This is a genomic window from Corynebacterium sp. CTNIH16, assembly GCF_032821655.1.
Taxonomy (GTDB): domain Bacteria; phylum Actinomycetota; class Actinomycetes; order Mycobacteriales; family Mycobacteriaceae; genus Corynebacterium; species Corynebacterium marquesiae.
This window is the reverse complement of record NZ_JAVBIG010000002.1, coordinates 223,502-248,443: the sequence shown is the minus strand read 5'-3', so window position 1 is coordinate 248,443 and position 24,942 is coordinate 223,502. Positions and strand designations below refer to the sequence as shown.

General features: G+C 60.3%; 24 protein-coding genes and 1 pseudogene. 19 read left to right on the top strand and 6 right to left on the bottom strand.

What is annotated here, in order from left to right:
* Positions 1–67: 67 nt before the first annotated feature.
* The 5 genes from RAE04_RS03180 to RAE04_RS03160 all read right to left on the bottom strand — a co-directional run bounded on the left by RAE04_RS03180 (position 68) and on the right by RAE04_RS03160 (position 3,481).
* Positions 68–430 (bottom strand): DoxX family protein, encoded by a 363-nt coding sequence (locus RAE04_RS03180; protein ID WP_005292602.1) that lies wholly within the window; start codon positions 428–430, stop codon positions 68–70.
* A complete protein-coding gene (locus RAE04_RS03175; protein ID WP_005292598.1) occupies positions 427–1,002 on the bottom strand; it encodes a TetR/AcrR family transcriptional regulator in 576 nt (191 codons plus the stop codon). Before RAE04_RS03175 ends, RAE04_RS03180 begins: the two co-directional genes overlap by 4 nt.
* 62 nt (positions 1,003–1,064) lie before the next feature.
* On the bottom strand, positions 1,065–1,454 hold the full coding sequence (locus RAE04_RS03170) for an NUDIX hydrolase (RefSeq protein WP_005292595.1): 390 nt from the start codon (positions 1,452–1,454) through the stop codon (positions 1,065–1,067).
* 20 nt (positions 1,455–1,474) lie between these two features.
* Complete coding sequence (locus RAE04_RS03165; RefSeq protein ID WP_011272788.1) at positions 1,475–2,659, bottom strand: Nramp family divalent metal transporter; 1,185 nt, start codon at positions 2,657–2,659, stop codon at positions 1,475–1,477.
* Positions 2,660–2,755: 96 nt separating this feature from the next.
* A complete protein-coding gene (locus tag RAE04_RS03160) occupies positions 2,756–3,481 on the bottom strand; it encodes a TIGR02391 family protein (protein ID WP_317026406.1) in 726 nt (241 codons plus the stop codon).
* A 58-nt stretch (positions 3,482–3,539) separates the two neighbouring features.
* Here RAE04_RS03160 and eccCb point away from each other — a divergent pair.
* The 11 genes and pseudogenes from eccCb to RAE04_RS03105 all read left to right on the top strand — a co-directional run.
* Positions 3,540–5,921 (top strand): annotated as a pseudogene (gene eccCb / locus RAE04_RS03155) (type VII secretion protein EccCb); the annotation flags it as partial.
* The gene (locus RAE04_RS03150) at positions 5,922–7,046 is read left to right on the top strand and encodes a type VII secretion-associated protein (RefSeq protein WP_317026405.1); all 1,125 of its coding nucleotides are present in this window, start codon (positions 5,922–5,924) and stop codon (positions 7,044–7,046) included. It begins immediately after the preceding pseudogene.
* A gap of 142 nt (positions 7,047–7,188) precedes the next feature.
* On the top strand, positions 7,189–7,503 hold the full coding sequence (locus tag RAE04_RS03145; RefSeq protein WP_005322747.1) for a WXG100 family type VII secretion target: 315 nt from the start codon (positions 7,189–7,191) through the stop codon (positions 7,501–7,503).
* 69 nt (positions 7,504–7,572) lie between these two features.
* Positions 7,573–7,860, top strand: coding sequence for a WXG100 family type VII secretion target (locus RAE04_RS03140; protein WP_005322746.1), 288 nt, complete (start codon positions 7,573–7,575; stop codon positions 7,858–7,860).
* A gap of 405 nt (positions 7,861–8,265) precedes the next feature.
* Positions 8,266–8,709, top strand: a complete 444-nt coding sequence (gene rplM, locus RAE04_RS03135) for a 50S ribosomal protein L13 (RefSeq protein WP_049378943.1) — start codon at positions 8,266–8,268, stop codon at positions 8,707–8,709.
* Complete coding sequence (rpsI, locus tag RAE04_RS03130) at positions 8,709–9,242, top strand: 30S ribosomal protein S9 (RefSeq protein WP_204610198.1); 534 nt, start codon at positions 8,709–8,711, stop codon at positions 9,240–9,242. Before rplM ends, rpsI begins: the two co-directional genes overlap by 1 nt.
* Before the next feature lie 399 nt (positions 9,243–9,641).
* Positions 9,642–9,968: a type II toxin-antitoxin system HicB family antitoxin gene (locus RAE04_RS03125; protein WP_317026404.1), complete on the top strand. Its 327-nt coding sequence runs from the start codon at positions 9,642–9,644 to the stop codon at positions 9,966–9,968.
* 48 nt (positions 9,969–10,016) lie between these two features.
* On the top strand, positions 10,017–11,360 hold the full coding sequence (gene glmM, locus RAE04_RS03120; protein WP_049378896.1) for a phosphoglucosamine mutase: 1,344 nt from the start codon (positions 10,017–10,019) through the stop codon (positions 11,358–11,360).
* A 112-nt stretch (positions 11,361–11,472) separates the two neighbouring features.
* Entirely contained in the window at positions 11,473–11,784 is a 312-nt protein-coding gene (locus RAE04_RS03115; protein WP_232619489.1) for a hypothetical protein, read from the top strand.
* Positions 11,781–13,550 carry a hypothetical protein gene (locus tag RAE04_RS03110; protein WP_317026403.1) on the top strand — a complete coding sequence of 590 codons (1,770 nt, stop codon included), beginning with the start codon at positions 11,781–11,783 and terminating at the stop codon, positions 13,548–13,550. Before RAE04_RS03115 ends, RAE04_RS03110 begins: the two co-directional genes overlap by 4 nt.
* Positions 13,550–13,810: a hypothetical protein gene (locus tag RAE04_RS03105; RefSeq protein ID WP_269954288.1), complete on the top strand. Its 261-nt coding sequence runs from the start codon at positions 13,550–13,552 to the stop codon at positions 13,808–13,810. The genes RAE04_RS03110 and RAE04_RS03105 overlap by 1 nt, the downstream gene beginning before the upstream one ends.
* Before the next feature lie 3 nt (positions 13,811–13,813).
* Here the strand turns inward: RAE04_RS03105 and RAE04_RS03100 are convergent, their stop codons facing one another.
* A complete protein-coding gene (locus tag RAE04_RS03100) occupies positions 13,814–14,647 on the bottom strand; it encodes a dienelactone hydrolase family protein (RefSeq protein WP_317026402.1) in 834 nt (277 codons plus the stop codon).
* 205 nt (positions 14,648–14,852) lie between these two features.
* On the opposite strand from RAE04_RS03100, the gene RAE04_RS03095 reads away from it, so the two are divergent.
* From RAE04_RS03095 to rimI, 8 genes are all read left to right on the top strand, one after another.
* The gene (locus tag RAE04_RS03095) at positions 14,853–17,657 is read left to right on the top strand and encodes an FAD-binding and (Fe-S)-binding domain-containing protein (RefSeq protein WP_317026401.1); all 2,805 of its coding nucleotides are present in this window, start codon (positions 14,853–14,855) and stop codon (positions 17,655–17,657) included.
* Positions 17,658–17,752: 95 nt separating this feature from the next.
* The gene (gene glmS / locus RAE04_RS03090) at positions 17,753–19,624 is read left to right on the top strand and encodes a glutamine--fructose-6-phosphate transaminase (isomerizing) (RefSeq protein WP_317026400.1); all 1,872 of its coding nucleotides are present in this window, start codon (positions 17,753–17,755) and stop codon (positions 19,622–19,624) included.
* 160 nt (positions 19,625–19,784) lie between these two features.
* Entirely contained in the window at positions 19,785–20,888 is a 1,104-nt protein-coding gene (alr, locus tag RAE04_RS03085) for an alanine racemase (protein WP_317026467.1), read from the top strand.
* Entirely contained in the window at positions 20,878–21,378 is a 501-nt protein-coding gene (gene tsaE, locus RAE04_RS03080) for a tRNA (adenosine(37)-N6)-threonylcarbamoyltransferase complex ATPase subunit type 1 TsaE (RefSeq protein WP_317026399.1), read from the top strand. The genes alr and tsaE overlap by 11 nt, the downstream gene beginning before the upstream one ends.
* A gap of 89 nt (positions 21,379–21,467) precedes the next feature.
* A complete protein-coding gene (locus RAE04_RS03075; protein ID WP_317026398.1) occupies positions 21,468–23,057 on the top strand; it encodes an aspartate:alanine exchanger family transporter in 1,590 nt (529 codons plus the stop codon).
* Positions 23,058–23,220: 163 nt separating this feature from the next.
* Entirely contained in the window at positions 23,221–23,730 is a 510-nt protein-coding gene (locus RAE04_RS03070) for a hypothetical protein (protein WP_317026397.1), read from the top strand.
* Complete coding sequence (gene tsaB, locus RAE04_RS03065; protein WP_317026396.1) at positions 23,730–24,437, top strand: tRNA (adenosine(37)-N6)-threonylcarbamoyltransferase complex dimerization subunit type 1 TsaB; 708 nt, start codon at positions 23,730–23,732, stop codon at positions 24,435–24,437. The genes RAE04_RS03070 and tsaB overlap by 1 nt, the downstream gene beginning before the upstream one ends.
* Entirely contained in the window at positions 24,434–24,934 is a 501-nt protein-coding gene (gene rimI / locus RAE04_RS03060; protein WP_317026395.1) for a ribosomal protein S18-alanine N-acetyltransferase, read from the top strand. The genes tsaB and rimI overlap by 4 nt, the downstream gene beginning before the upstream one ends.
* The last annotated feature ends 8 nt before the right edge of the window (positions 24,935–24,942 follow it).

The following is a 24,942-nucleotide window of genomic DNA, read 5'->3' as shown; positions in this document are numbered from 1 at the left end:
AAGTCATCATTCAAGAGGTGCAATGATGTATCTGCCTTCAGGAAGCCGTGAAAGGTTGACTGGTGTCTTAATTCAGTGCGAGCGTCAGGATCAGTACTCCGATGGAGAATGCGAGCATGCCTAAGCAGTTGATCCAGAATGCGCTACCGAGGAAGTGGGCGCGGACATGGGCTGCTGCGGCCGCGCAGAAATAGGCGATGACTCCAATCATGGCTGTGATTCCTACGCCGGGGAACCAGAGGCCGGCAATGAGTCCTACGGCGGCGAGGCACTTGATGACAATGAGCGCCCACCACCAGTCCTTGGGGAGTTTGACGCCGCTGAGGCAGGCTTCGATGAAGGGGACTGGTTTGAGGGAGAGGGCGGCGTCGCCAAGCAGAATGGCTGCTAGTAGAAGGGAGGGCCAGGCTGGGGAAGATTCTAGGATCATTGGGTTACTCCGAATGCGGTGTTGAGGCGTTCGATCGATGAGGCGGCTTGGGATGTGAGGTGCTCGGTGTCGTAGATTCCGGCGGCCCAGCCGATGAGTAAGCCGAGGTAGACGTTGTACAGCAGGTCGGCGTACTCGGCCGCATCGGCGCTGCTGAGCCTGGTGCCGAGTCGCAGGGTGATTTCATCGGTCAGGAGCGTTTTGAGTGCGGTGAGCGCTTCGCCTTGATTGCCTTGTTGGATGAGTGCTGCGCCAAAGGCGCGGGAGAGCTCTTCGTGGCCGGTAAACATCTGGAGGAAAGGTCTCAGGACATCGAGAAGGCTATCGGATTGTCCCCGGATGTCATCGTGGAGTTCTGAAATGTGTTGGCCAATGGTGCGGATGAGCAGCGTTTGTTTGTCGCCGACTCCCATGACGGTTCCCACGCTAACGCCAGCTTCGGATGCGATAGTCCGGATGCTGGTGGTGGCGTAGCCCTGAGTGAGGAAGAGTTCGTAGGCGGTGGCTAGGACCTTGCTGACGGTGCCAGCTTTGGCGGCCGAGCGCGATGAGTGAACGTGTTCAGTGAACATGTTCAAAAGGGTAGCTCTTGATGGTTTCGAGGTCAATGACGCCGAAGTGTTGACAGTTGGCGCTAGGCCAGCGTGGGGAAGACGCGGTCGCGCAGCAGGTGTGCAAGCTCGCGGTCGGGGGCTGCTGGGTTGACCCAGGCGGTGTCGCCGATTTCGGCGGCGGCATGGGGTTCGTCGGCGGTGACGGTGCGGGTGTAGGTGAAGATGGTGCCGACGACGACCTCGCCCGGTTCGTTGGCGGCGGGAGCGTCGAAGGTGCCGAGTTTGTTGAGGCTCTCGGCGTCGAGGGTGAGGCCTACTTCTTCGGCAACTTCGCGCAGGGCGGCGTCGACAAGCGCCTCGCCCGCCTCGGGCTTGCCGCCGGGCAGTTGGTACTTGGTGGAGGACTTCTTGCGCACGGTAAGCACGTGGCCTTGTGGGTTGCGGATGACGACGGCTGCTACTTCAATCATGGCTGCTGATTGTAGGCGGCCTAGAGCAGCGGCAGGAGCACGAGGGCGAGATTGAGTGCGATGACCAGCGCGGCAAGCGTCCAGCCCACGGCCATAGACCAGGGTTTCGCGGCGAACTCACCCATGACGTCCCGGGAGCCGGCATAGCGGAAAAGCGGGATGATGGCGAAGGGGATGCCCAGGGAAAGAAGTGCCTGGCTGACCACCAGTGCCATAGTGGGGTCGACCCCGCAGCCGATGATGACCAGCGCCGGGATGAGCGTGACCAGGCGGCGGACTAGTAGGGGGACCTTGATGTGAAGCAGGCCGTCCATGATTTCGGAGCCGGCGTAGGCGCCCACTGACGTCGAGGCGAGGCCGCTGGCCAGCAGGCCGATGGCGAAGAGAACGCCGGCCAGCGGGCCGAGGTGGCTGGCAATCGCCGTGTGGGCCCCGGAGATGGTCTCTGTGCCGTCCACGCCGTAGAGGGCCGAGCCCGCCAGGACCAGCAGGCCCACGTTGACGAGCCCGGCGATGGACAGCGCCACGGCGATGTCCGCGCGGGTGCCGGCCAGCACGTGGGGGATTTCCAGGTCGGGGTAGCGCTGCTTGGTCAGGGAGGAGTGTAGGTAAATGGCGTGCGGCATGACGGTGGCGCCCAACATGGAGGCGGCCAGCAGGATGCTGTCCTTGCCCTCTAGGCGGGGGATGAGGCCGCCGGCCACGTCGGCGGGGTCGGGCGGGGCGATGGCGAGGCCGGCAAGGAAGCCGATGCAGATGACCAGGAGCAGGCCGATGACAAGCCCCTCGAACCACTGGTTCTTCTTCTGGAAGATGAGGAGAATGATGGAGACCGCGCCGATGATGAGCGCGCCCGCGAACAGGGGGAGGTTGAAGAGGAGTTGCAGGGCAATGGCGCCGCCGATGACTTCGGCGAGGTCGGTGGCCGCGGCGATGAGCTCGGCCTGGGCCCACATGCCTAGGCGCGCGCGGCGGGAGAGACGCTCGCCCATGATTTCCGGCAGGGAGCGGTGGGTGACTAGGCCCAGTTTGGCGGAGTGGTACTGGATGAACATGGCCATGAGGTTGGCCACGACGAGTACCCACACCAGGAGGTAGCCGTAGTGGGAGCCGGCGCTGATGTTGGCGGCTACGTTGCCGGGGTCGACGTAAGCCACTGCAGCAACGAAGGCGGGGCCGGTGAGGCTGATTAAGGTCTTACGCATAGGCATCTCCATACCAAAAGTTCAACTACTTGAAGTCTAGTTTTCATCGCCATATGTTCAAGCCAGTGTCAGTAACTGTTTTCGGTCTGACGGTTTTTATGATGCGTCAGAATCGGGTTCAAATGAACGTGTCCGGGCAACAATGCGTATTAGAAGGTCGGCCAATTGGATTATTTCCGCAGCTTCGACCGGGTCTTCAAATTTTACCGTGCGATGGCTAGCGGGGTTTTTGAATGCGCCAATAGCTCCCGCGAAAAGGTCTGCCATGGCCTGCTGTTCTGCAGGTTCTGCAGACTCATCGCAAAGAGGACCAGCTCCGGGTTTGAAAGCCTTACGCATTAGTTTCACTCCTATGTCCTCATTGGAGTAGCCGGCGGTATTGCGAACTGCCACTTCCACTGCTTTCATAGCGGCGAACGCGGCAGTCTCATAGTCCCCTAGGGCGAAATTGGTTCGGGAAGGATCTAAAGTCACGTCTAGATCTCCGCCAAGCTTCTCATCAGCCCACATTTTGGAAACGCGTGTCGGGTCATTCTTAATTTCCAAACCGCGTTCGGTTAGGCGTTGCCAGTTTCCAGTTAAGGGTTGTCTGATTGAGGGGCCAATCAATGCGTGTGATTCGAGCCAAGCCCAAGCGTCCGAGATTCGCTCCTGAAGATGCCTCAAATCGTGCGGAGGGTTTTGGCCGTATGGAATATCAGCTTTCATCCCCTGGATATAACTGTTGAAGTTTGGCTGATGCTCCATCTGTTCCAACAAACGGAGAGCTAGGTCTCGAATTGGGAGGTTCCGGATTTCTGCATGCGTCAATGCCTGATTCATGGTTTCAACAGTATATTAACTGCTCTATTCAGAATTCTATCGTACTCACTACCCGTGTTCAAGTAAGTCAGAACTGCTGCGCACCCTTGTCACCGCGTTGGCGGCTACCCATAGTCCGGACGAGCTTAACCTCGTGCTCGTGGATTTTAAGGGCGGCGCGACATTCTTAGGATGCGACCGCCTGCCGCATACTTCCGCGGTGATTACCAACCTGGAGGAGGAATCTACGCTGGTAGAGCGCATGTACGATGCCATCTCCGGCGAGATGAACCGACGCCAAGAGCTGCTGCGCACCGCCGGAAACTTTGCCAATGTCAGTGAGTACAACGCTTCTGCCACCGCCGTGCGTGAGCACGGGCCCTTGCCGGCCTTGGTTATCGTCGTCGATGAGTTCTCGGAGCTTTTGGGCCAGCACCCAGACTTCGCGGAACTCTTCGTCGCCGTCGGCCGCTTGGGGCGCAGTCTCCACGTGCACCTGCTTTTGGCCTCCCAAAGGCTCGAAGAAGGCCGCTTGCGGGGGCTAGATTCCCACTTGTCCTACCGAATCGGCCTGAAAACCTTCTCCTCGGCGGAATCCCGCCAAGTATTGGGCGTGACCGATGCGTACCACCTGCCCGGCCAGCCCGGCGCGGGCTACCTCAAATCCGATGCTGAGGCCTTGACCCGCTTCCAAGCTTCCTACGTGTCTGGGCCCCTGCCGCGCCGGGCGCTTGCCGAGGATTCCGGGGACCACCCCGCCCCAACCCGCGGCCGCGTGCAGCTCTTTCATGGCTGGTCCCAGGAAGAGGACAATACTAGCGCTGCGGTGGTTCTCGATGACTCCACCACTGTGCTTACCGAGGTCGTTCGCGCCGCGGCGGAAGAGGCCCACATGCGCGATCAATCGGCGCACCGCATCTGGCTGCCGCCGCTACCGCCGGTCATTGAGCTATCCGCGCTGCCAGGGCTTTCCGGTGTACATGCCGCGGGTGCAGTCTCGCCCGCAGCGGACCAAAGGCAGCTGTGCGCGCCCATCGGCATTATCGATAGGCCGTATTACCAACGCCAGGATGAGCTGATTATTGATTTCACCCAGCACGGCGGACACATGGCACTGTGCGGTGGCCCGCAGTCCGGTAAATCGAGTGCGCTGCGCACGATCGTCTCTGCGCTAGCTCTACGGCATGACCCGCAGAGGGCACGCTTCTACGTCATCGACCTTGGCGGCGGTCAGCTAACGTCCCTAGAGCGCTTGCCCCACGTGGCCGGAGTTGCCGGGCGCGAGGAGGGCGAAAAGGTACGGCGCATCGTCGACGAAGTAGCTGGGTTTATCCGCCGCCCAGAACAGTGCGCAACCTTCCTTGTCATTGATGGCTGGCACCACATTGGTACCTCCAACGCCGAGTTTGAAGACATAGCGGAGAAGGTCACCGAGATCGTCGCCGATGGTGCCTCCGCCCACGTGCATGTCATCATTGCCACTTCGCGGTGGACCACGATGCGCCCGGCTATCCGCGACCTCATTGCCAATCGCCTCGAGCTGCGCCTGGGTGAGGCTTTGGATTCGCTCATCGACCGCAAACTACAGCAAAAGCTCCCCAGCGCACCGGGCCGCGGGCTCACCTTGGCGGGTGAGAATATGCTCTTAGCTCGCACCTCCAACCAGGACATCGCCCACATCTGCCGCGTGCATGCTGCGGCTGACCCAGTTCCACAGCTCAAGATGCTGCCCGCCGTGCTTACCCCGTCCGCCCTCGCGGCTCAAGAGGGCGTGCCCACCGGCGAGATCGCCTGGGGTATCGGCGGGCGCGACCTCGATACGCTGACCTGGAATCCGTCTCGTGAGCCGCACCTTGTGGCAATCGGGGCGCAGGGCTGCGGCAAGTCCACCTTCCTGGCGCAGATCATGCGCGGCATTAGCGACTTTGCGCGGGAAGACGCCCGGCTCGTCGTCATCGACCAGCGCCGAGCCCACCTGGGAACCTTGGACCAGAACATGGTTGCTGCCTACGCTGCGACGCAGTCGAGTGCGCAAGAGACCATTGTCGATACAGTCCGGACCCTGGAATCTCGCCTGCCTGGCCCGGACATTACCCCGGCGCAGCTCGCCGCACGAGATTGGTGGCAGGGCCCAGACATTTACCTAGTCATCGATGATGCGGACCTGCTGAGCGATATTGCCCTCTCGCCGCTATTGGAGTTGCTTCCCCATGCCCGCGACATTGGCCTGCACCTTGTTATCGCTCGCAAGTCCGGCGGCATCGGCCGTGCCCTCTTTGGCCAATTCTTTTCCGCGGTGCGTGATCTGCAGCCGGCGCTGCTGCTTTTTGACGCCGACCGGGACGAAGGAACCATCTTCGGACTCAAGCCCTGCCACCAACCACCCGGCCGCGGTCAGTGGAGCATCCGCGGTGAAAACCTCGGCGTCGCTCAAGCGGTGTACCTAGAAGGAGAGAAGTAAATGACCACCAATCTCAGCGCGAATGCGCCAACCGACACCCCTATCCCTACTGGTGGGGAGACCACCGCCAGCCCCATTACCGTCACCATCCTGGATGCGGCCACCATCTTTGAAGGGCCTGAAACGGTCTACCGTTATGACCTGCCGGGAACCGGCATTGTGGAAGGCTGGGCCTTAGGCCAAGTCATGGATCAGATATCCAAGATGGCGGGATCGTCCTGGCCCGACGTGGAAGCCTGCGTGGTGGCAGACTCTTCCGGCACGGGAATTGCACAGGAAGCTACCACCATCATTTGCCGACAATTGGAAGTCACCGGGGTGCGCCTCTTCGACTCAGAACCAGCCATCTCCTCGCCAGTAGCCCCAGACCCACTCGCTCCGCGTTCACATCCAGTCAGCGAGGCCTCAGAATCGGCACCGCCCACCGCTGGGATGGAGATGCCTGCCTACGACGAGCCAGTAACCTCACGTTGGACCGATCGCCTGCGCGGTTGGCTCGCGGCCATTGATATCTTTCATGTCGCAATCGCGGTGGTCATCATCGCTGTGGCCGGAGCTTCCCTGTGGGCTATCGGTGCCCAGGCTTCCGGCGATGGCGACGCCGCTTCGGATACAGTGCGCCCGCAACCGCGCGCCGCCGCGCCAAGCCGCGAGAACGCAACGGAGTCCGCGCCGGCCTCGCCACAACCGGGAATGCCAGGTGCGTCAGATTCCGGCAGTGACGAATTGAGCCCAGGTGAAAAGCGCTTAGACGTGGAGGGAATGTCAGTAGTCGTCCCCAGTGGGTTCCACACCAAGGTGGAAGATGGCCTGGTCACCGCCACCGGGGAAGACCCGAACCTACGCATCCTGCTGGCGGCGGATGAGATGTTTAACGTGCCGGCGGATGCCTTGTTTAAAGAAATTCACGCGCAGGTTGACGAAGATCCGGCGCTTCGCGATGCCACCGATGAGGCCGGGCGTTTGACCTATACCGAAGACCCTGGGGACGGCTCCTTGGTGGAATGGACCACCTGGGAAGACCGTGGGCACCAGATGTCCGTGGGATGCCATACCCGGCATAACTCCAACGCCGTCCAAAAGGCAGCCTGCCGCATGGCCACGGAAAGCCTGGTCAAAAAATAGTCTCAAAAACTTTCCCCCAGCCGGGAACCGTTTGGCGGAAAGCTCAGTCCAATAAAAGTGAGAAAGCACAGATGCGAAGCACAGCTGCTTTTTCGGGGGAAATACACACAATCTCATCCGCCCTAAGGAGGGGCGCACTCTTATGTCTCAGACTTTCAAGACACAAGCCGATGTCATGATCGCCACCGCCGGCAAAGTCGATAACACCAATGATGAAGTCCAAGGCGAGCTCACCCGTCTGCAGGGCGTCGTCGACTCCGTCCGCGGCAGCTGGGTTGGCCAGGCCCAGGTCTCCTTCGATGACCTGATGCAGCGCTACAACACCTCTGCACAGCAGCTGCGCGAGGCCTTGGCCTCGATCTCCGACAATATCCGCAGCAACGCCCACAACTTCGACAACGTGGAAGCCGAAAACACCCAGGCCTTCTCCAACGTGGGCGGCGGCCTCGCTCTCTAAACCGCACCGCACACTTCACTAGTCCGCAGCCTCAAAGCTATAGATTCACAGAAGGGAATCCACCACCACATGTCCGAGATCAAATACGAATTCGGTGCCATTTCTTCCGCCGCAGCCGATATCAACGCCACCTCTGGTCGCATCAACAGCACTCTGGCAGACCTGAAGGCGCGCCTGCAGCCGATGGTGAGCACCTGGGAAGGCGAGTCCGCCGTGGCTTATAACCAAGCACAGGCTAAGTGGGATAAGGCGTCGCAAGAACTCAACACCGTGCTCGCCACCATCTCCAAGACCGTCTCGCAGGGCAATGATGCAATGAGCGACGTCAATCGTCGCGCCGCCGCAAGCTGGGGCTAAATCCACACCCTGTTCGCACGGTTCTACGCTGTCCCCGTCGGGGCTGCGGTGCCACTGACCACACCCGCGTGGCAGGAGGCGGACGCAGCCGCAGCCTCGACCAAGAAGCCAGCGTGAATACTCCTTTTCTAGTTCTTTTCTCTTGCTATCTCTTCCATTCTTTGAAGTCGCACCTTTCTAGTCCGTACCCACGAGCCGGCACCTCCCGTTTGAGCCGCGGCAGGTGCCGGTTTCGGTGTTTTGGTCTTTGGGCAGGTGAGCAAGTAGGGTAGGAAGCCTATGTGTTCGCTCGTCGGCAAGCAGCTGGCGAAGCGCTCCCTGCAGGTCTCCACCGGCCGCTGTACGGGAGTGAATGGATGCTTAGCGCTGGCCGGCAGTTCCGAGACAGACTTTCAAGGAGTCAAATTGTCTACTTTCCACCCAAAGAGCGGTGACATCACCCGCAAGTGGTACGTCATCGACGCTACTGATGTGGTGCTGGGCAAGCTCGCTTCCACCGTTGCAGACCTGCTGCGCGGCAAGCACAAGCCACAGTTCGCACCGAACGTTGACGCTGGTGACCACGTCATCATCATCAACGCTGACAAGATCCACGTTTCTTCCAACAAGCGCGGCCGCGAGATGCGCTACCGCCACTCCGGTTACCCGGGCGGCCTGAAGTCCATGACCCTGGGTCAGTCTTTGGACGCCAACCCGGTTCGCGTTATCGAGGAATCCGTTGCCGGCATGATGCCGCACAACAAGCTCTCCCGCGCTTCCATCAAGAAGCTGCACGTCTTCGCAGGCGAAGAGCACCCGTACGCCGGCCAGAAGCCGGAAACCTTCGAGTTTAAGCAGGTGGCACAGTAATGTCTGAGCAGAACATCGACAACAACGTAGCCGACGCTGCTGACATCGCTGCAGCAAGCGCCGCTACCGAAGAGTTCACCAACACCATCGGTGATTCCATCGCACCGGCCGAGACCGAAGAGGTCGAGGCTGCCGCTCCGGTACACGAGGGCCCGATCCAGACCGTCGGTCGCCGTAAGCGCGCCGTCGCACGTGTTCGCCTCGTTGCTGGCTCCGGCCAGATTGTGGTTAACGGCCGCGAGTTCGGCGAGTACTTCCCGAACAAGCTGCACCAGCAGGACATCCTCACTCCGCTGACCCTGCTGGAGCGCGAGAACCAGTTCGACCTCAAGGTCACCGTTAACGGCGGCGGCCCAACCGGTCAGGCTGGCGCCCTGCGTCTGGCTATCGCTCGTGCACTGAACATCTACAACCCGGCTGACCGCACCGCCCTGAAGAAGGCTGGTCTGCTCACCCGAGATGCTCGTGCAGTTGAGCGTAAGAAGGCCGGTCTGCACAAGGCACGTCGCGCACCGCAGTACTCCAAGCGTTAATCTCGCTTCTACTGCGCGCGCAAGCGCTACGCAAAGCCGCTGCTTCCTTTGGGAAGTGGCGGCTTTCGTCGTTTTGAGCTTTGGCAGAGGAGACCGACACCTCTGCATCGTAGTACTATATGTGGTACTGATTAATTGTGGGTAGCAGTGTAGAAGAAATCTTGGCCAAAATGAAAAGAAGCCCAGTGAACATAGCCTTTTCGGATCTAGTAAGTGTGTGTGACTATTTTTTGAGCAAGAAGCAGCAAAGGCACGTCGCACAGAACTTATAAGACGCCATGGCGTGGAGATCCCCGAGTGAATATTCAGAACGCGAAAGGAAAAGCGAAAGCTTACCAAGTTCGCCAAGTTCTTAAAGCGGTACAAAAACTACAAACTGAGCAAGAAAGAAAATAAAAGATGGACGTCAGCAAATACACCTATCAAGTCTTCTGGTCTGAAGAGGATAATGAGTTTGTGGCGACGGTTGCCGAGTTTCCTTCACTATCGTGGCCGGATTCTGACCGTAGCTGTGCAGAGCAGGAACTTCTGAAGTTGGTTGCGGAAGTAGTAGAAGATATGCAGGTTTCAGGGGAAGTCATCCCACAACCGTTGGGAGCTCGGTCATATTCGGGAAAATTCAACGTTCGAACCTCTCCGTCGCTGCATCGCAAGCTAGTGATGGAAGCAAGGACGGAAGGAATTTCACTCAACGCCTTGATAAACCAGAAGCTTGCTTCCGCCTAAACCGCCCCAACATGCAACGGGCAGGGCGTACGGTGCATAATTGACTGCATGACTCGACTTTTTGGAACCGATGGCGTTCGCGGCCTCGCGAACAAGAAGCTGACCCCAATTCTGGCCTTGCAACTAGGTCAGGCCGCTGCGGAGGTATTTACCGCCAAGCGTGAATCCTACGAGCGCCAACCGCTGGCCATTATTGGCCGCGACCCACGTGTTTCTGGCGAGATGCTGGATGCGGCGATTGCGTCCGGCCTGGCTTCCCGCGGCGTGGACGTGGTGCGCGTAGGCGTGCTGCCAACGCCGGCGATTGCCTACCTGACGGATGACTATGGTGCGGATTTGGGCGTGATGATTTCCGCCTCCCACAACCCGATGCCAGACAACGGCATCAAGTTCTTCTCCGCAGGTGGCAAGAAGCTGCCGGACGAGGTAGAAGATCAGATTCAGGCCACCATGGAAAACCTCACCGAGGATGGCCCGACTGGCACCAAGCTGGGCCGCATCATCTCGGAGGCCCCAGACGGACGCGAGCGCTACCTCAACCACTTGAAGGAAGTAGTCTCCACCGACCTCAGCGGTATCAAGGTGGTCGTAGATACCGCCAATGGTGCGGCCTCCAAGGTTGCTCCGATCGCCTACGAGGCGGCGGGCGCAGAGGTTATTGCTATCCACAACAAGCCGAATGCTTTCAATATCAATGAGGACTGCGGTTCGACGCACATTGAAAAGGCGCAGGAGGCCGTCGTCGAGCATGGCGCCGATCTGGGCCTGGCGCACGATGGCGACGCTGACCGCTGCCTGGCTGTGGATGCCGAGGGCAATGTTGTTGACGGTGACCAGATTATGGCACTGCTGGCCGTAGGCATGAAGGAAGATAATGACCTGCGCTATAACACCCTGGTAGCAACCGTCATGTCTAACCTGGGCCTGAAGCTAGCCATGCAGGAACAAGGCATTGAGGTGCGTCACACCGCAGTAGGCGACCGCTATGTTCTGGAAGAGCTCAACCGCGGCGATTTCTCCTTGGGCGGCGAGCAGTCTGGCCACGTCGTGTTGCCAGATGATTGCACGACTGGCGACGGCACGCTTACTGGCCTGTCCATCATGGCGCGCATGGCCAAGTCTGGGAAGTCCCTAAAGGAATTAGCATCGGTGATGACCGTGCTGCCGCAGGTGCTCATTAACGTGCCGGTTTCTGATAAGGGTGTCATCATGGACGCCCCCGAAGTACAAGAAGCCATTGCCCAGGCCGAGGAAGAACTCGGCGAAACTGGCCGCGTCCTGTTGCGTCCCTCCGGCACTGAGGAGGTTTTCCGCGTCATGGTGGAGGCCGCCGATAAGGAGCAGGCTCGCAAGGTTGCCGGGAGGCTTTCCGCCATCGTTTCCTCGGTCTAGGACAACCGCCGAGGGCGGAAGAATTTTGGCCTCCTAGGGAACCATTTGGCGCAATCCCCAGTCCAATGAAGGTGAGAACTTTTACCGTATATGGATTTGGGGGAATACACCAGTGTCTGAGGTTTTTCTTCGCCCCTCGGAGGCGATGTCCGCACTACGGCAGGTCGTAGCCGATAACGACGAGCAACGCGATGCCCACCGGGCCGAGGTACCGGATTTTCCGGTGTCCGCGGCTGGACGCAACTTTGGCGGCCACGGTGAGCGCATTCGTGATGTCTTGGCGCGCATCCATGAGCGCGGCGGGCAGAGGTTGGATAATTTATCCGCCACCGCCCACGCCGCCCATGAACAGGTGCGCGCCTTTGCCGATTTTGATGAGTCCTTTGGCAGCTCCTTTGCACGGGGCGGGGAGGCGAACAAGTGAGTACGCTGACCAAATCCTTGCTGGGGGACTATTCCAACGCGATCTCCCAATTCCAATTCGCATGCTTGGGAAGCTACCCGGGCCCCAGTATGCCGATGAACCTCCTGGGGGAGTTAGTCGGTGCGGTCGATGGCATCGCGCCCGAAAACCTGGTGAAAAACACCGTTGCGGCAGTGGGCGGCAATCGCCCGAAGGGAGGCGGTGCTGGACTAGCGGGCTATTTGCAGCAGGATGATTCCGAGGTTGCTCAGGGCGCCATGCGTGAGCACCTGTGCGGCGTGCAGGAAGACCTCGACATTGACCGCCAAAACGCCGCACATCTCACCAGCTCGGCGGAGCAGTGCTCAGGCGCTATTGCCGACGTCGTCGATGTCTCCGACACCGCCCTTACCGAGCTCATCTCTGCGGTCATCCCATTGCTGAATATCTTGTCCATGGTGGCCACCAAGCACCCGCTGGCCCGGTTTATCATCCCGATTCTTTCCACCATCGGCGGGCGCGTTATCGAAGAGACGAATCACAATATCGCTAGCACCTGCCGCGACCGCGATGATGCGATTGAGTCCTGCTATAACGAGTTTGAATCGCGCTGCGAATGCGTCTGTGAGCGTCCGATTCCGGAAGAATGCCCGGCGCCGGCTAAACCTGCAGATGGTGCCTGCCCCGCACCGGTAGAGCAATGCCCGGACACTCCTACTCCCACTAAGCCGATGCCGAAGGAAGAATGCCCACCCCCGCCCTCGCAGCCCACCGAGCCGGCCCAAGTGGAGTGCCCACCAGAGCCCACGCCCATGCCGGAGCCTTACTCAAAACAAGAATCGAGCCACACCACTTCCGCGCCGCCACAGCCGACGTCTCCTTCGCCGCCACCAGCTCCACCAAGGGAATGCCCCGAACCGGAGCCGGAGCGGACTAGCACACCTAGTCCCGAGCCTTCAGCCAAGACGGAAGTGCACACGGAGATCACTGCAGAACACGGTCTCGGCTGCCATTGCCAAGAGTGCATCGAGCAATCATTTACCGAGCGTTCATCGCAGTTCCAGCGTGAAGTAGAGATAACTAGGCCGGCACAGGCGGAGATCATTCCGCCGCAGGAGCCGCCAGAACAGCCACAGCAAGTAGAAGAGCCGTGCCCGGAACCTGAACCTCAGCCAGAGCCGAAACCTAAACCAGACTTGGATACGGAGCCCGCTTCTGAATCGGGCGCAGGCGAGGAAACGCTCTGCCCAGAAAGTACCGCGGAAAGTACCGAAGAATGTGTGGAAACGACCCAAACCAGCTCAGAAGGCTGTGGAATTGAATCCTCCTGCAGCGGCAGCCTCGGCATAGTGGGGGCCGGAATCGCTTTGGTAGGCGTGGGACTCATTGTGGAAGGCGCTGCGCAGTGCCTGGAGATCATGTCGGAGGCGGATTGCCCAGTGCAGGAACCTGAACCGGGCCCCGTTCCTGAGGCGGAGCTTGAGCCAGAACCTGATCCCTGCCCGGAACCTAAACCAGAGCCAGAGCCAGAGCCCAAACCGGAGCCAATTGGTGATGATGGCGTCATGACTCCGCCTCCTGAGCTGTCTCAGGTAGAGGAGCCAACGCCGCCACCAGAGAAGGTGGCACACCTCCCGGCGTCCGGTCCAGCGGAGGCACCGGCACCGCCACCAGCCCCAGCTCCTGAACCAGCACCGGCACCGGCACCACAGCCGGCACCGCAGCAGGAGGCGGCACCCGCGCCAGAAGAACCAACCATTAAGGCACGAAAGGCAGGTCAGTGGTAATGAATAACGACTTCGCAGAATTTGCGCAGGGCTTTCGGGAAAGGACGGCTAAACGCCTGCTGGAATTTGAAAAAACGCTGGCGAAAGCGCAGGACGAGTTAGAAAAGTCCGCGGATAAAGCCATGCAAGAGGCGCGAAGGGAGGAGGGCCAGGTGGGGCGTCGGCAAGCAGCGGCGGTGCCAAGGCCCCGATATGGCGCTGCCCCGGCGCGCTCACGGAACGCGTCGGGGCAGGTGCAATCTGTGCTGCGGCGGGGCTAATACTTAGGCGTCGCGGGTGACGCCTGCGCGCTCGGCCAAGTCCTCGCCTACGAGGCTTCGGACCTTCTTCGCGCTGGCCTCTGGATCCGCAAAGGCGTCATAGGTGGAATCGCCATTGAGGGTGGCTAGCAAGAATCCGGTGACCAAACCGCGGGCGATTTCGGTGGGGCCGGATTGGAATGCGGCGGTGCCGATGGCCAGCTTGCGCAGGCGATCTTCGGTAAAGCCAGCGTGGCTGCCCTTATCGATGGCGCGGAAGCAGACTGGGCCATTCCAGTTATGGGCCAGCTTGGCGGGGTTGCCGGCATTGAAAATATCTTCCTGGCCGGCGCCAATGACCAAGCCCGGGGTATTAATGCGGCGGGCCGCCTGCACCGCAGACGGCGCGGTGATGGAAGGGTAGATCGCGGCGACGGCGGCGACCTTCTGGTTATCCAAGGCGCCAAGCACGGCCGTACCACCGCCCATGCCGTGGCCAATCATGCCGAGCTTGCCCGGGGAGACCGTAATATTTCCGGCGCCCAGCTTGACCCCAGCGGCAATCTGCAGCGCGGATTCCATATCCGCGGCCAGGTTGCGGTGGTTGGGGAAGGGGCCGGTCTCAGAATCGGGGGCTACCACGACGATGCCCCAGCTGGCCAAGTGGCGCAGGGTGGCGTGGTAATCCTTAATCTTGTGCATCCAGTCATGGCCAAAGGCCACGGCGGGCAGGCTTTGGCCCTCCGCGGGGGTATAAACCTTGCCAGTGATTCCGGCATAGTCAAGGTCGCCAACCAAAACTCGGTTGCGACCACGCTTCGACAACGTTGCTAGATGTTTATTCAAATTCGCAGACACGCATTCCAGGATAGATGAAGATCACCCGCTAGGCGGGAAAGGGTGCGGGTTTATCTGAGAAATGTCTGCGCAGTATCCAGCCGAGCCACGGGTGTGGTGGAAAGGCTTTCCTAAGCCCCTCCTAACTTGCACCTGTGCGCGCAGGGGAGTGCAATGTGTGAACAACTACGTACTCTTTTATTTCTGGGAAGGCAGGCTGCGGTACATGACTACCGGCGTCGTTGATGTGGAAGAACTTTCTAACCGCTACGGGATGGAGGTAAAAACCGAGGTTATTGACCGCGTGGCGCATGCCTCCGATGCCTCGCACTACCTGTACACCCCCAAGGCAGTCATCGAGGCTCGCTCCGCCGAGCACGTGGCCGCCATCTTCCGTGCGGGCCGACAGCAGAATGTTCCGGTAACCCTGCGCTCCGGCGGCACGTCCCTTGCCGGCCAGGCCTCTGGCGATGGTTACCTGGTGGACGTGCGCAAGCACTTCCGCGGCATCGAGGTATTGGATGAGGGCAAGCGCGTGCGCGTCCAGCCTGGTGCGACGGTGCGCCAGGTTAATGCTCGGTTGGGCCTGCGCAACCGCAAGCTCGGCCCGGATCCGGCGAGTGAGTCTGCCTGCACCATTGGCGGCGTGGTGGCCAATAACTCTTCCGGCATGGCCTGCGGCACTGAGCTCAATACGTATAACACCCTGGAATCGCTGACCTTCGTGCTGCCCACCGGCACCGTGATTAACACCGCCGATCCGGACGCCGACCGGCAGTTCCAAGAGCAGGAGCCGGAGCTGGTGGACACGCTTATCCGCCTGCAGCGCCGCGTGCGCGATAATCAAGAGTCCGTGGATATTATCCGCCGCCACTTCCAGCTGAAAAACACGATGGGCTATGGCCTCAATTCCTTCCTGGACTTTGATAGCCCGGTCAAACTTTTTGAGCACTTGCTTATCGGGTCGGAAGGAACCCTGGCCTTTATTGCGGAAGCGGTTTTCCGCACCGTGGCGATTTCTAAGCTGACCACCACCACGGTCGCGGTATTTGATGATCTCACCGCTGCCACCAAGTCCCTGCCGGCTCTGCTGGATACCGGGGCGGCCACCTTGGAGCTAATGGACTCCGCCTCTATTCGCGTGGGCCAAGGCTTTGACAAGGTTCCGCAGGCCATCACCGGTTTCGATGTGGACAAGCAGGCCGCACTGCTCATCGAATACCATGCGGATGCAGAAGAGGAGTTGCGCGATAAGGAGGGCAAGGGCTCGCAGCTCTTGCGCGAGCTGCCATTGCAGTCCCCGGCCGCTTTCTCTGCAGACACCGCCGCTCGCAATGCCGCGTGGAACTTCCGCAAGGGCCTCTACGCCCAAGTAGCAGAGGCACGCCCGTCCGGTACGACGGCCCTTTTGGAAGACATCGTGGTACCCGTCGGCGACCTGGCGGATACGTGTTCCTCGCTGCAGGAACTATTTACCCGTTATGGCTATGACGATGCCGTCATTTTCGGCCACGCCAAGGACGGCAATATCCACTTCCTGCTTACGGACCGTTTTGAAGGCGATGACGCCATCGGTCGGTATAACGACTTCAACGAGGGCATGGTGGACTTGGTCCTCTCCGCCGAGGGCAACCTCAAGGCCGAGCACGGCACCGGCCGCGCCATGGCGCCGTATGTGCGCCGCCAATACGGCGACGAACTCTATGCGGTCATGCAGGAACTCAAGCGGGCCTGCGATCCCACCAACACAATGAACCCGGGTGTCATCTTGGATGATGATCCGGATGCGCACATCAAGAACATCAAGCTCAACCCCACCGTGGAAGAGGAAGTGGACCGCTGCGTGGAGTGCGGCTACTGCGAACCGGTCTGCCCGTCGCGCGACCTCACGCTGACCCCACGCCAACGCATTGTGGTGCGCCGCGCCCGCAAGCGCGCGGAAGAGGCGGGCGATAGCCAACTCGTCGCTGAGCTGGATCAGGCCTACGAGTACATGGGTATCGAGACCTGCGCGGTGGATTCCATGTGCCGCACAGCCTGCCCAGTAGGCATCGATACCGGCAAGTTCATCAAGCGCCTGCGCCGCGAGGAGACGCAACCAGCGCAGCAGAAGCTATGGGGCGCGGCCGCCAAGAATTGGCAGGTGGTTAGCCAAGGCGCCGGGCTGGCGCTGACCGGGGCGCACTTGCTTCCCACCGAGCTGGTCAAGAAGGTTACCGACGTGGGCCGTAGCCTCATCGGCACCGATAACCTGCCGCAGTACCAGCCGGAGCTGGGCAAGGGCGGCAAGTCCCGCGGGCGCTTGGCCGGGCGCGTGGGCGACCGCTACGCGCAGACCACCGGCATTTACCTAGCAGCCTGCGTGAACACCATGTTTGGTCCGCAGGGTGGCGGCAAGGGTACTACCGATTCCTTCGTGGCTCTCTTGGAGCGCGCCGGGGTAGCGCTGGAGGTTCCGGCGGGCATCGACAAGCTCTGCTGTGGCACCCCATGGGCTTCTAAGGGCATGCAGGCCGGCCACGATGCAATGGAACAGCGCGTGCGCGATGTCGTCATGGAGGCCACCGATGGTGCGCGCCTGCCGGTCATCGTGGACGCCAGCAGCTGCACCGCCGGATTTAAGGACATGCTGGAGTCGGTAGGCATTACCGTCATCGACGCCATTAGCTTTACGGCCGATACCCTCCTGCCACAGCTTGAGGTTAAGAACCCCGCGGCCTCCGTGACCGTGCACCCCACCTGCTCTGCCTTCCAGCTGGGCATGATGGAGGACGTAGAAAAGGTAGCCCGCGCCGCCGCGGCCGAGGTCCACATTCCTACTGACTGGAATTGCTGTGGTTATGCTGGCGACCGCGGCATGCTCCACCCAGAACTTACAGAAGCCGCTACCCGCGCCGAGGCAGCGCAAGTCAAGGAAATCGGGGCGCAGTATCACGCCTCGACCAACCGCACCTGCGAGCTCGGCCTGACCCGTGCTACCGGTGAGGATTACCACCACATTCTGGAGCTTTTGGAGCAGGCGACGCGCTAGTTTTCCCAGCGCACTAGCGGGTGGGGTGATAGGCTTCGCTTGCCGACGCCCCGCCCGCCTAGAGGTTTGCCCCTCGTGCTGTAAAATCAGCAACCATGTGTGGAATTGTTGGATATATTGGTCACGCTGGTGGTGACCGTGATTACTTCGCCCTCGACGTAGTTCTGGAAGGGCTGCGCCGTTTGGAATACCGCGGCTATGACTCCGCTGGCGTAGCAATGTACGCCGACGGGGACATCAGCTGGCGCAAGAAGGCCGGTAAGGTTGCTGCGCTGGATGCTGAGATTGAGGCCCGCCCGTTGCCAGACTCCGTGCTGGGCATTGGCCATACCCGCTGGGCTACCCATGGTGGTCCTACCGACCTGAATGCGCACCCGCACGTGGTCGATGGTGGCAAGCTGGCCGTGGTGCACAATGGCATCATTGAGAACTTTGCCGAGCTAAAGTCCGAGCTTCTGAATAAGGGTTACAACTTCGTTTCTGAGACCGACACTGAGGTTGCCGCTACGTTGCTGGGCGATGTCTTCCACAACGAGGCCGCTGGTGACCTCACCAAGGCAATGCAGCTGACCTGTTCCCGCCTCGAGGGCGCATTCACCCTGCTGGCCATCCACGCCGAGCAGTCCGATCGCATCGTTGCCGCTCGCCGTGACTCGCCGTTGGTTATCGGCCTGGGCGAGGGCGAAAACTTCCTCGGCTCCGATGTATCCGGCTTCATTGACTACACCAAGTCCGCCGTAGAGATGGACAACGACCAGGTCGTGACCATCACCGCCGACGAGGTAGAAATCACCGATTATGAGGGCAACCCTGCACAGGGCAAGCCTTTTGAAATCAAGTGGGATGCCGCCGCCGCGGAAAAGGGCGGCTTCGATTCCTTCATGGAAAAGGAAATCCACGACCAGCCTTCCGCCGTGCGCGATACCCTCCTCGGCCGCTTCGATGAACAGGGCCAGCTGGCTCTCGATGATCTGCGCATCGATGAGACCGTTTTGAAGTCCATCGACAAGATCATCGTCATTGCCTGCGGTACCGCCGCTTACGCCGGCCACGTGGCACGCTACGCTATCGAGCACTGGTGCCGCATTCCTACCGAGGTTGAGCTAGCCCACGAGTTCCGCTACCGCGATCCGATTGTGAACGAGAAGACCTTGGTCGTCGCACTGTCCCAGTCCGGCGAGACCATGGATACCCTGATGGCCGTGCGCCACGCCCGCCAGCAGGGCGCCAAGGTTATTGCCATCTGCAATACCCAGGGCTCGTCCATTCCGCGCGAATCCGATGCCGCGCTCTACACCCACGCCGGTCCGGAAATCGCCGTAGCCTCCACCAAGGCCTTCCTGGCGCAGATTACCGCTACCTACCTGCTTGGCCTCTACTTGGCCCAGCTGCGCGGCAACATGTTCGCCGATGAAATCCAGAGCGTTCTTGCTGAGCTGCGTCACATGCCGGACAAGGTCCAAAACGTCATCGACGAAGAGGACCAGGTGGCCAACCTGGCCAATTCCATGAAGGATGCGGAATCCGTGCTCTTCTTGGGCCGCCATGTCGGCTTCCCTGTAGCTCTTGAGGGCGCGCTGAAGCTCAAGGAGATCGCCTACCTGCACGCCGAGGGCTTTGCCGCCGGCGAGCTCAAGCACGGCCCGATTGCACTGATTGAGGAAGGCCAGCCGGTCTTCGTCATCGTGCCGTCCCCGCGCGGCCGCGACTCCCTGCACTCCAAGGTCGTCTCCAATATCCAGGAGATCCGCGCCCGCGGTGCCATCACCATCGTGATTGCGGAAGAGGGCGATACCGCCGTGGAGGATTACGCTAACCACGTCATCCGCATCCCGAAGGCGCCGACCCTCATGCAGCCGCTGCTGGCCACCGTGCCGCTGCAGATCTTCGCCGCCCATGTAGCAAAGTCCAAGGGCTACGACGTTGACCAGCCGCGTAACCTGGCTAAGTCCGTGACCGTGGAGTAATCCACACCGAACGGTACTAGCTAAGCCCCCTTACTTGCCGCGTTTCTTGTGTGGGAGGTAAGGGGGCTTTTCTGTTGCGCACAGATCTTCCCAGGCACGATGCTGGTGCACGGGCCATACCCTGCCCGAATTCAGCACAAGGGTGAGCAGTGGCACAATGGTGAGCATGCTGAAAACCACAATTGATCTCTCCGCTATTGCGCACAACGTCCGCCTCATCAAGGAAAAGGTGGGGCCTGAGGTCAAGCTGATGTGCGTGGTCAAGGCCGATGCCTATGGGCATGGCGCGGCCAAGGTTGTGCCGGTGATGGCGCGCGCCGGCGCGGATTGCTTTGGCGTGGCCACCCTGCGGGAGGCCGTGGACCTGCGCCGCGCGGGCGTGGATGCGCCCATCGTGGCGTGGATTTGGCAGACGGAAGAAATCCTCGAAGAGGCGCTTGCCTGCGGTATTGAGGTGGCGGTCAACTCTCTCGAGCAAGCGCATCAATTGGTCAAATCCGAAACTCCCGCGGAGATTTACGTCAAGGTGGAAACCGGCATGCACCGCTCCGGTGTGGATGAAGAGGATTGGGCAGAGACCTTTAAGGTGCTGCGCGATGCCCCACACATCAAAGTGCTCGGCCTCATGTCCCACTTTGCGTGTGCCGATGAGCCGGATAATCCGCACAATGATGCCCAAGAGGAGGCGTTTCGCGCGGCTCTGCGGCTCGCGCGCGAGATTGGCCTGGAGTGCCCAGTCAATCACCTGGCCAATTCACCAGCTGTGCTGACGCGGCCTTCCTCCTATTTTGAGCAGGTGCGCGTAGGCGCCGCCTGCTATGGCTTGGAGCCCATCGAAGGGCGTGAGCACGGCCTGCGCCCCGCCATGACCTGGTCCGGACAGATTTTCAACGTCAAGCCCATTCAACCAGGGGAGGGCACGTGCTATGGATTGACCTGGAAGGCCGATAAGCCGGGATTTTTGGCCACAGTGGATTGCGGCTACGCAGATGGCCTGCCGCGTGGCTACCAGGGCGACCTGCACGTAGGCATTGGTGGGCACCTCTACCCACAGGTAGGCCGAATCTGTATGGATCAGATTGTGGTGGACTTGGGTGAAAACCCCCATGGCGTGGACACGGGGCAAGAAGCCGTGATCTTTGGCAACGGGGGAGTATCGGCCACGGATCTCGCCGCGGCGGCAGGAACCATTAACTATGAGGTAGTGTGCCTGCCCGATGGCCGCACCGAACGCGAATATATAGGAGAAGACGATGCGCAGTAGCTTTCCGGAATCTGGTAGCCGCGATCTATCCACGGTGGAAGAAACCTACGCATTCGGGGAAGAACTGGGTGCAGCGCTTGAAGCCGGCGACGTAGTGATCCTGGATGGGCCGTTGGGGGCTGGAAAGACGACGCTGACGCAGGGCGTCGCCAAGGGCATGCAGGTTAAAGGTCGCGTTACCTCGCCGACCTTCGTTATCGCCCGCGTGCACCGCTCTACTGTGGGTGGGCCAGACCTTGTGCATGTGGATGCCTACCGCCTGCTCGATGAAGGCGGTGCTAATTCTGGGGATCCGTTAGGGGAGCTTGACGCCCTCGACCTGGACACGGAGCTTGAAGACGCCGTGGTTATTGCCGAATGGGGCGGGGGACTAGTAGAGCAGATTGTGGAGCGCTACCTATTTATCAGCATTGACCGCGAGCCGGCGGACTATGCCGGCGCAGATGAGGATGTTCGCCGCTTCACATGGTCCTGGCAAGGTGTTGCATAGCACAAATCTTAGCTTCAGGGGGATAAAGTGATCATTATTACTGGGTGGTTAACTTGATCCGGGTATAACCACTACGTAATTCTATTACGGTGTTGAATTTTCTCGCCTCAAGTCCTTTGCTATCTCTCTTCGTCATCATGGCGGTGGGTCTAGCGATTGGCAAGATTAAGATCTTCGGCATCTCCCTCGGTGCCGCGGCTGCGATGTTCGTGGCACTGGGTCTATCTACTGCCAATCCGGATATCCAAATTCCACCGCTGGTCTATCAATTCGGTCTGGCTATCTTCGTCTACGCCATTGGCCTTAGCTTCGGGCCGTCCTTTGTCCGCGAGTTCAAAACCCGCGGTTGGAAGCTCACCGTCTTCATGCTGGGCATGCTGGTTATTTTGGTCGCGGTCGGCTATGGCCTTATCCGCGCCTTTGACCTGAGCGCGCCAGAAGCTACCGGTATGTTTGCCGGTTCGCTTTCCTCCACGCCGGGCATGGCCGCCGTGGTGGAAATGGTGGGCGATTCCACCCCGGTCGTCGGTTACTCCTTGGCTTACCCGGGCGCAGTGATCGGCGCGATCCTCGTCGCCGCCATCGGCGCCAAGGTTGTCAAAGCCAACCATGAGGAAGATGCCCGCGAAGAGGGCATGATTCCCGCCGAGCTTGTGGCCAAGGGCGTGCGTTTGACCAAGAACTTTAATGACACCGCTGGCCACATCTACCGCGTTACCGGTCAGACTGTCGTTGCTACCCGTATCATCTCGGACGAGGAGCGCCACCGCCTGGCTGTTCCGGAAATGCCGTTGTGCGAGGGCGAGGCTTATCTGCTCAACGGCTCAGAAGAGGCCGTCGATAAGGCTATTGAGATTTTGGGTGAAGAATACCCGGTGGAGCTGACCGAGGAAGCCGGTTTGAAGTACGCCCGTATTACCGTGTCCAACCCGGATATTGCTGGCAAGTCGGTCCGCGAGATCAAGGCTCTTGATCACGGCTTTATCATCGCTCGTGTCCGCAAGGGCGATAAAGACCTCGTCCCGCACCCGGACACGGTGCTTAACTACTCGGACCGTGTTCGCGTAGTAACCAGCCCGAGCCGCCTGCCGTACGTGCGCAAGTACCTCGGTGACTCTGAGGCCGCTTTGGGCAACGCGGACCTGCGGTCCATGTCTATCGGCCTGTCGCTGGGTATGTTGCTCGGCCTCATTCCGATTCCGATGCCGGGCGGTTCCACCTTGCAGCTGGGCTTTGGTGGCGGCCCCGTGGTTGTCGGTCTGCTGCTGGGCTACCTCAACCGTACCGGCCCGTTGAACTGGCAGATGCCATTTCACACGCGCGAAACCATTTCTAATATGGGCCTTACCTTGTTCCTGGCCGGCGTGGGCACCTCGGCCGGCGCCTCTTTCCGCGATGCCCTGACGGATCCGTCCTCCCTGACCATCATGGGCGTGGGCCTTATTATCACCTTGACCTCCGCCATCCTGATCGGCGTCATCGGCATGCTGGTCCTGAAGCTGAAGTGGGACGAGGCCATGGGCTGTGCGGCCGGCATGACCACCAACCCTGCAGTCTTTGCCTATATTCGTGATCAAACCGGCACCGAGCTGGCCGGCCGCGGATGGGCCACGGTCTATCCCACCACAATTATCGGCAAGATCATTGCCTCGCAGGTGCTGCTCCTGCTGTTGCTATAGCGCAATATCTCGCGTTAATTACTCACCCACAGGGTCGCCCGCCTACACTGGCAGGCACTACCCTGTGGGTTTTGTGTTGCGGTTAACCAGGTAGCATCGATTGCCAGAATCACCGCCGCCCGCCTGAAACTTAAACATCTTTTCAAGGAGCCATACTCACCCCATGACTAAATTCGCTCGCAACCTCACCGCCGCCATCATCGCCATCTTTATCGTTGTCATGATGGTTCTTCTTGCCTCCTCCACGCTGCGCGAGGATGACCACTTGGAGGGAAACCTCTCCTCCACGCTGGACAAGACGCCAAATAACTTGGAGTTTATGACCCTCATGCCCACCGATGTTTATGGTGAGGAATACCCCGCCATCGGTTTCATTTGCCCGGGCATGCGCGAAGACAAGGTTAAAGAGGCACAGATAGATACCGAGAACATCACCTTTGAAGATGGTGCGGTGCCTGAAGGCAAGAGCTACGCGGTAGCTATTTCCCAGAGCGCTAAGCCCTTCATCGAAGAGCTGGATCCGGAAAAGGTCGAGGTGTGCGAGATGATCGACATGCAGGTCAAGGCCATGGAGCAGCAGGGCCAGAGCCTTGATGGCGGCGTGCCCATGATCCAGGGCACCCAGCCGCTGGGCTTCCAGCGCGAGGATGGCACCTGGAAGATGGTCGCCTAATGCGCGTCCTCGCGATCGATACGGCTACCACCGCCCTGGTTACCGGGGTAGTGGATACCGCAACTGGGCAGAGCACCGAGCGCGTGTTGGAGGATACCCGCGCGCATAATGAGCTGCTCATTCCTACCATCACTGAGATCCTCGCAGAGGCGGGCATGGAGTATTCCGACCTCGAAGCGGTGGTCACCGGCGTGGGCCCGGGTCCATTTACCGGGTTGCGCGTGGGTATGGCGACTGCCTCCGCGCTTGCCGACGCCCTTTCTATCCCCCTCCACGGCATCTGCACGCACGATGCCATCGCGGCCGCCGCCGAGCTCCACCTAGATCCTGCCGACGCGGCCGACGAGGCGACCGCCTTGGTGGCCACCGACGCCCGCCGCAAAGAGATCTACTGGGCCACTTACCGCGCCACCGACTCCGGTGTGCAGCGCATTTCTGGCCCCGCGGTGACGAAACCGGCCGAACTCGAGGTGGAACTTGCCTCCACCGCGCAGGTCATTATTCCCGACCGCCTTGCTGAGCAGCTCCCCGAGAAGCTCGTCGCCCTGCCGCACTGCGCGGCCCATCCAACCGCAGTGGCCCTCGTTGCCGCGGCCGACCTAGAGGCAGAACCGGCTCCTGTCGTGCCGCTGTACCTACGCCGCCCAGATGCGGTCCCGCCAAAGCAGCAGCAGCTTTCTGCCGCCATCCCCAAGGTCGAACTGTGAAGCTGCGCGAGCTAACCCCGGCCGATGCACCTCGGTGCGCCGAGCTGGAAGAGGTCCTTTTCCCAGGCGAAACTCCGTGGTCCAGCCGGATTTTCCGGGAAGAAATGGCCCAGCCCTTCAACTTCTATTTCGGGGTGGAAGGTGCGATCGAGGAACCGGAACCCTTGGAACTCCTAGGCTATGCGGGCATCGGCATGATGGGGCCGGCCGCGGACCCGGAGTTTGAAATCCACACCATCGGCGTCGATCCCGCCGCGCAGCGCCGCGGCATCGCGCGGATGATGATGGACAATATCTGCCATATCGCGGATCTCAAGGATGCCCCGGTCTTCCTCGAGGTTCGTGTGGGCAACGATCCTGCTATTGGCCTGTATGAGCGCTACGGCTTTACCAAGCAGGGGATTCGCAAGAACTATTACCAACCCTCCGGGGCGGATGCGCACGTGATGGTGCGCCCGCGTCAGTCCGAGCGCCCAGAAGATAGCCAAGAAGATTAAGGAGCAGT

Excerpts from the sequence above, each read along its gene's own strand:
- RAE04_RS03180 (WP_005292602.1), bottom strand. The coding sequence starts at position 430 with ATGATCCTAGAATCTTCCCCAGCCTGGCCCTCCCTTCTACTAGCAGCC.
- RAE04_RS03175 (WP_005292598.1), bottom strand. The coding sequence starts at position 1,002 with ATGTTCACTGAACACGTTCACTCATCGCGCTCGGCCGCCAAAGCTGGC.
- RAE04_RS03170 (WP_005292595.1), bottom strand. The coding sequence starts at position 1,454 with ATGATTGAAGTAGCAGCCGTCGTCATCCGCAACCCACAAGGCCACGTG.
- RAE04_RS03165 (WP_011272788.1), bottom strand. The coding sequence starts at position 2,659 with ATGCGTAAGACCTTAATCAGCCTCACCGGCCCCGCCTTCGTTGCTGCA.
- RAE04_RS03160 (WP_317026406.1), bottom strand. The coding sequence starts at position 3,481 with ATGAATCAGGCATTGACGCATGCAGAAATCCGGAACCTCCCAATTCGA.
- RAE04_RS03150 (WP_317026405.1), top strand. The coding sequence starts at position 5,922 with ATGACCACCAATCTCAGCGCGAATGCGCCAACCGACACCCCTATCCCT.
- RAE04_RS03145 (WP_005322747.1), top strand. The coding sequence starts at position 7,189 with ATGTCTCAGACTTTCAAGACACAAGCCGATGTCATGATCGCCACCGCC.
- RAE04_RS03140 (WP_005322746.1), top strand. The coding sequence starts at position 7,573 with ATGTCCGAGATCAAATACGAATTCGGTGCCATTTCTTCCGCCGCAGCC.
- rpsI (WP_204610198.1), top strand. The coding sequence starts at position 8,709 with ATGTCTGAGCAGAACATCGACAACAACGTAGCCGACGCTGCTGACATC.
- RAE04_RS03125 (WP_317026404.1), top strand. The coding sequence starts at position 9,642 with ATGGACGTCAGCAAATACACCTATCAAGTCTTCTGGTCTGAAGAGGAT.
- glmM (WP_049378896.1), top strand. The coding sequence starts at position 10,017 with ATGACTCGACTTTTTGGAACCGATGGCGTTCGCGGCCTCGCGAACAAG.
- RAE04_RS03105 (WP_269954288.1), top strand. The coding sequence starts at position 13,550 with ATGAATAACGACTTCGCAGAATTTGCGCAGGGCTTTCGGGAAAGGACG.
- RAE04_RS03095 (WP_317026401.1), top strand. The coding sequence starts at position 14,853 with ATGACTACCGGCGTCGTTGATGTGGAAGAACTTTCTAACCGCTACGGG.
- glmS (WP_317026400.1), top strand. The coding sequence starts at position 17,753 with ATGTGTGGAATTGTTGGATATATTGGTCACGCTGGTGGTGACCGTGAT.
- tsaE (WP_317026399.1), top strand. The coding sequence starts at position 20,878 with ATGCGCAGTAGCTTTCCGGAATCTGGTAGCCGCGATCTATCCACGGTG.
- RAE04_RS03070 (WP_317026397.1), top strand. The coding sequence starts at position 23,221 with ATGACTAAATTCGCTCGCAACCTCACCGCCGCCATCATCGCCATCTTT.
- tsaB (WP_317026396.1), top strand. The coding sequence starts at position 23,730 with ATGCGCGTCCTCGCGATCGATACGGCTACCACCGCCCTGGTTACCGGG.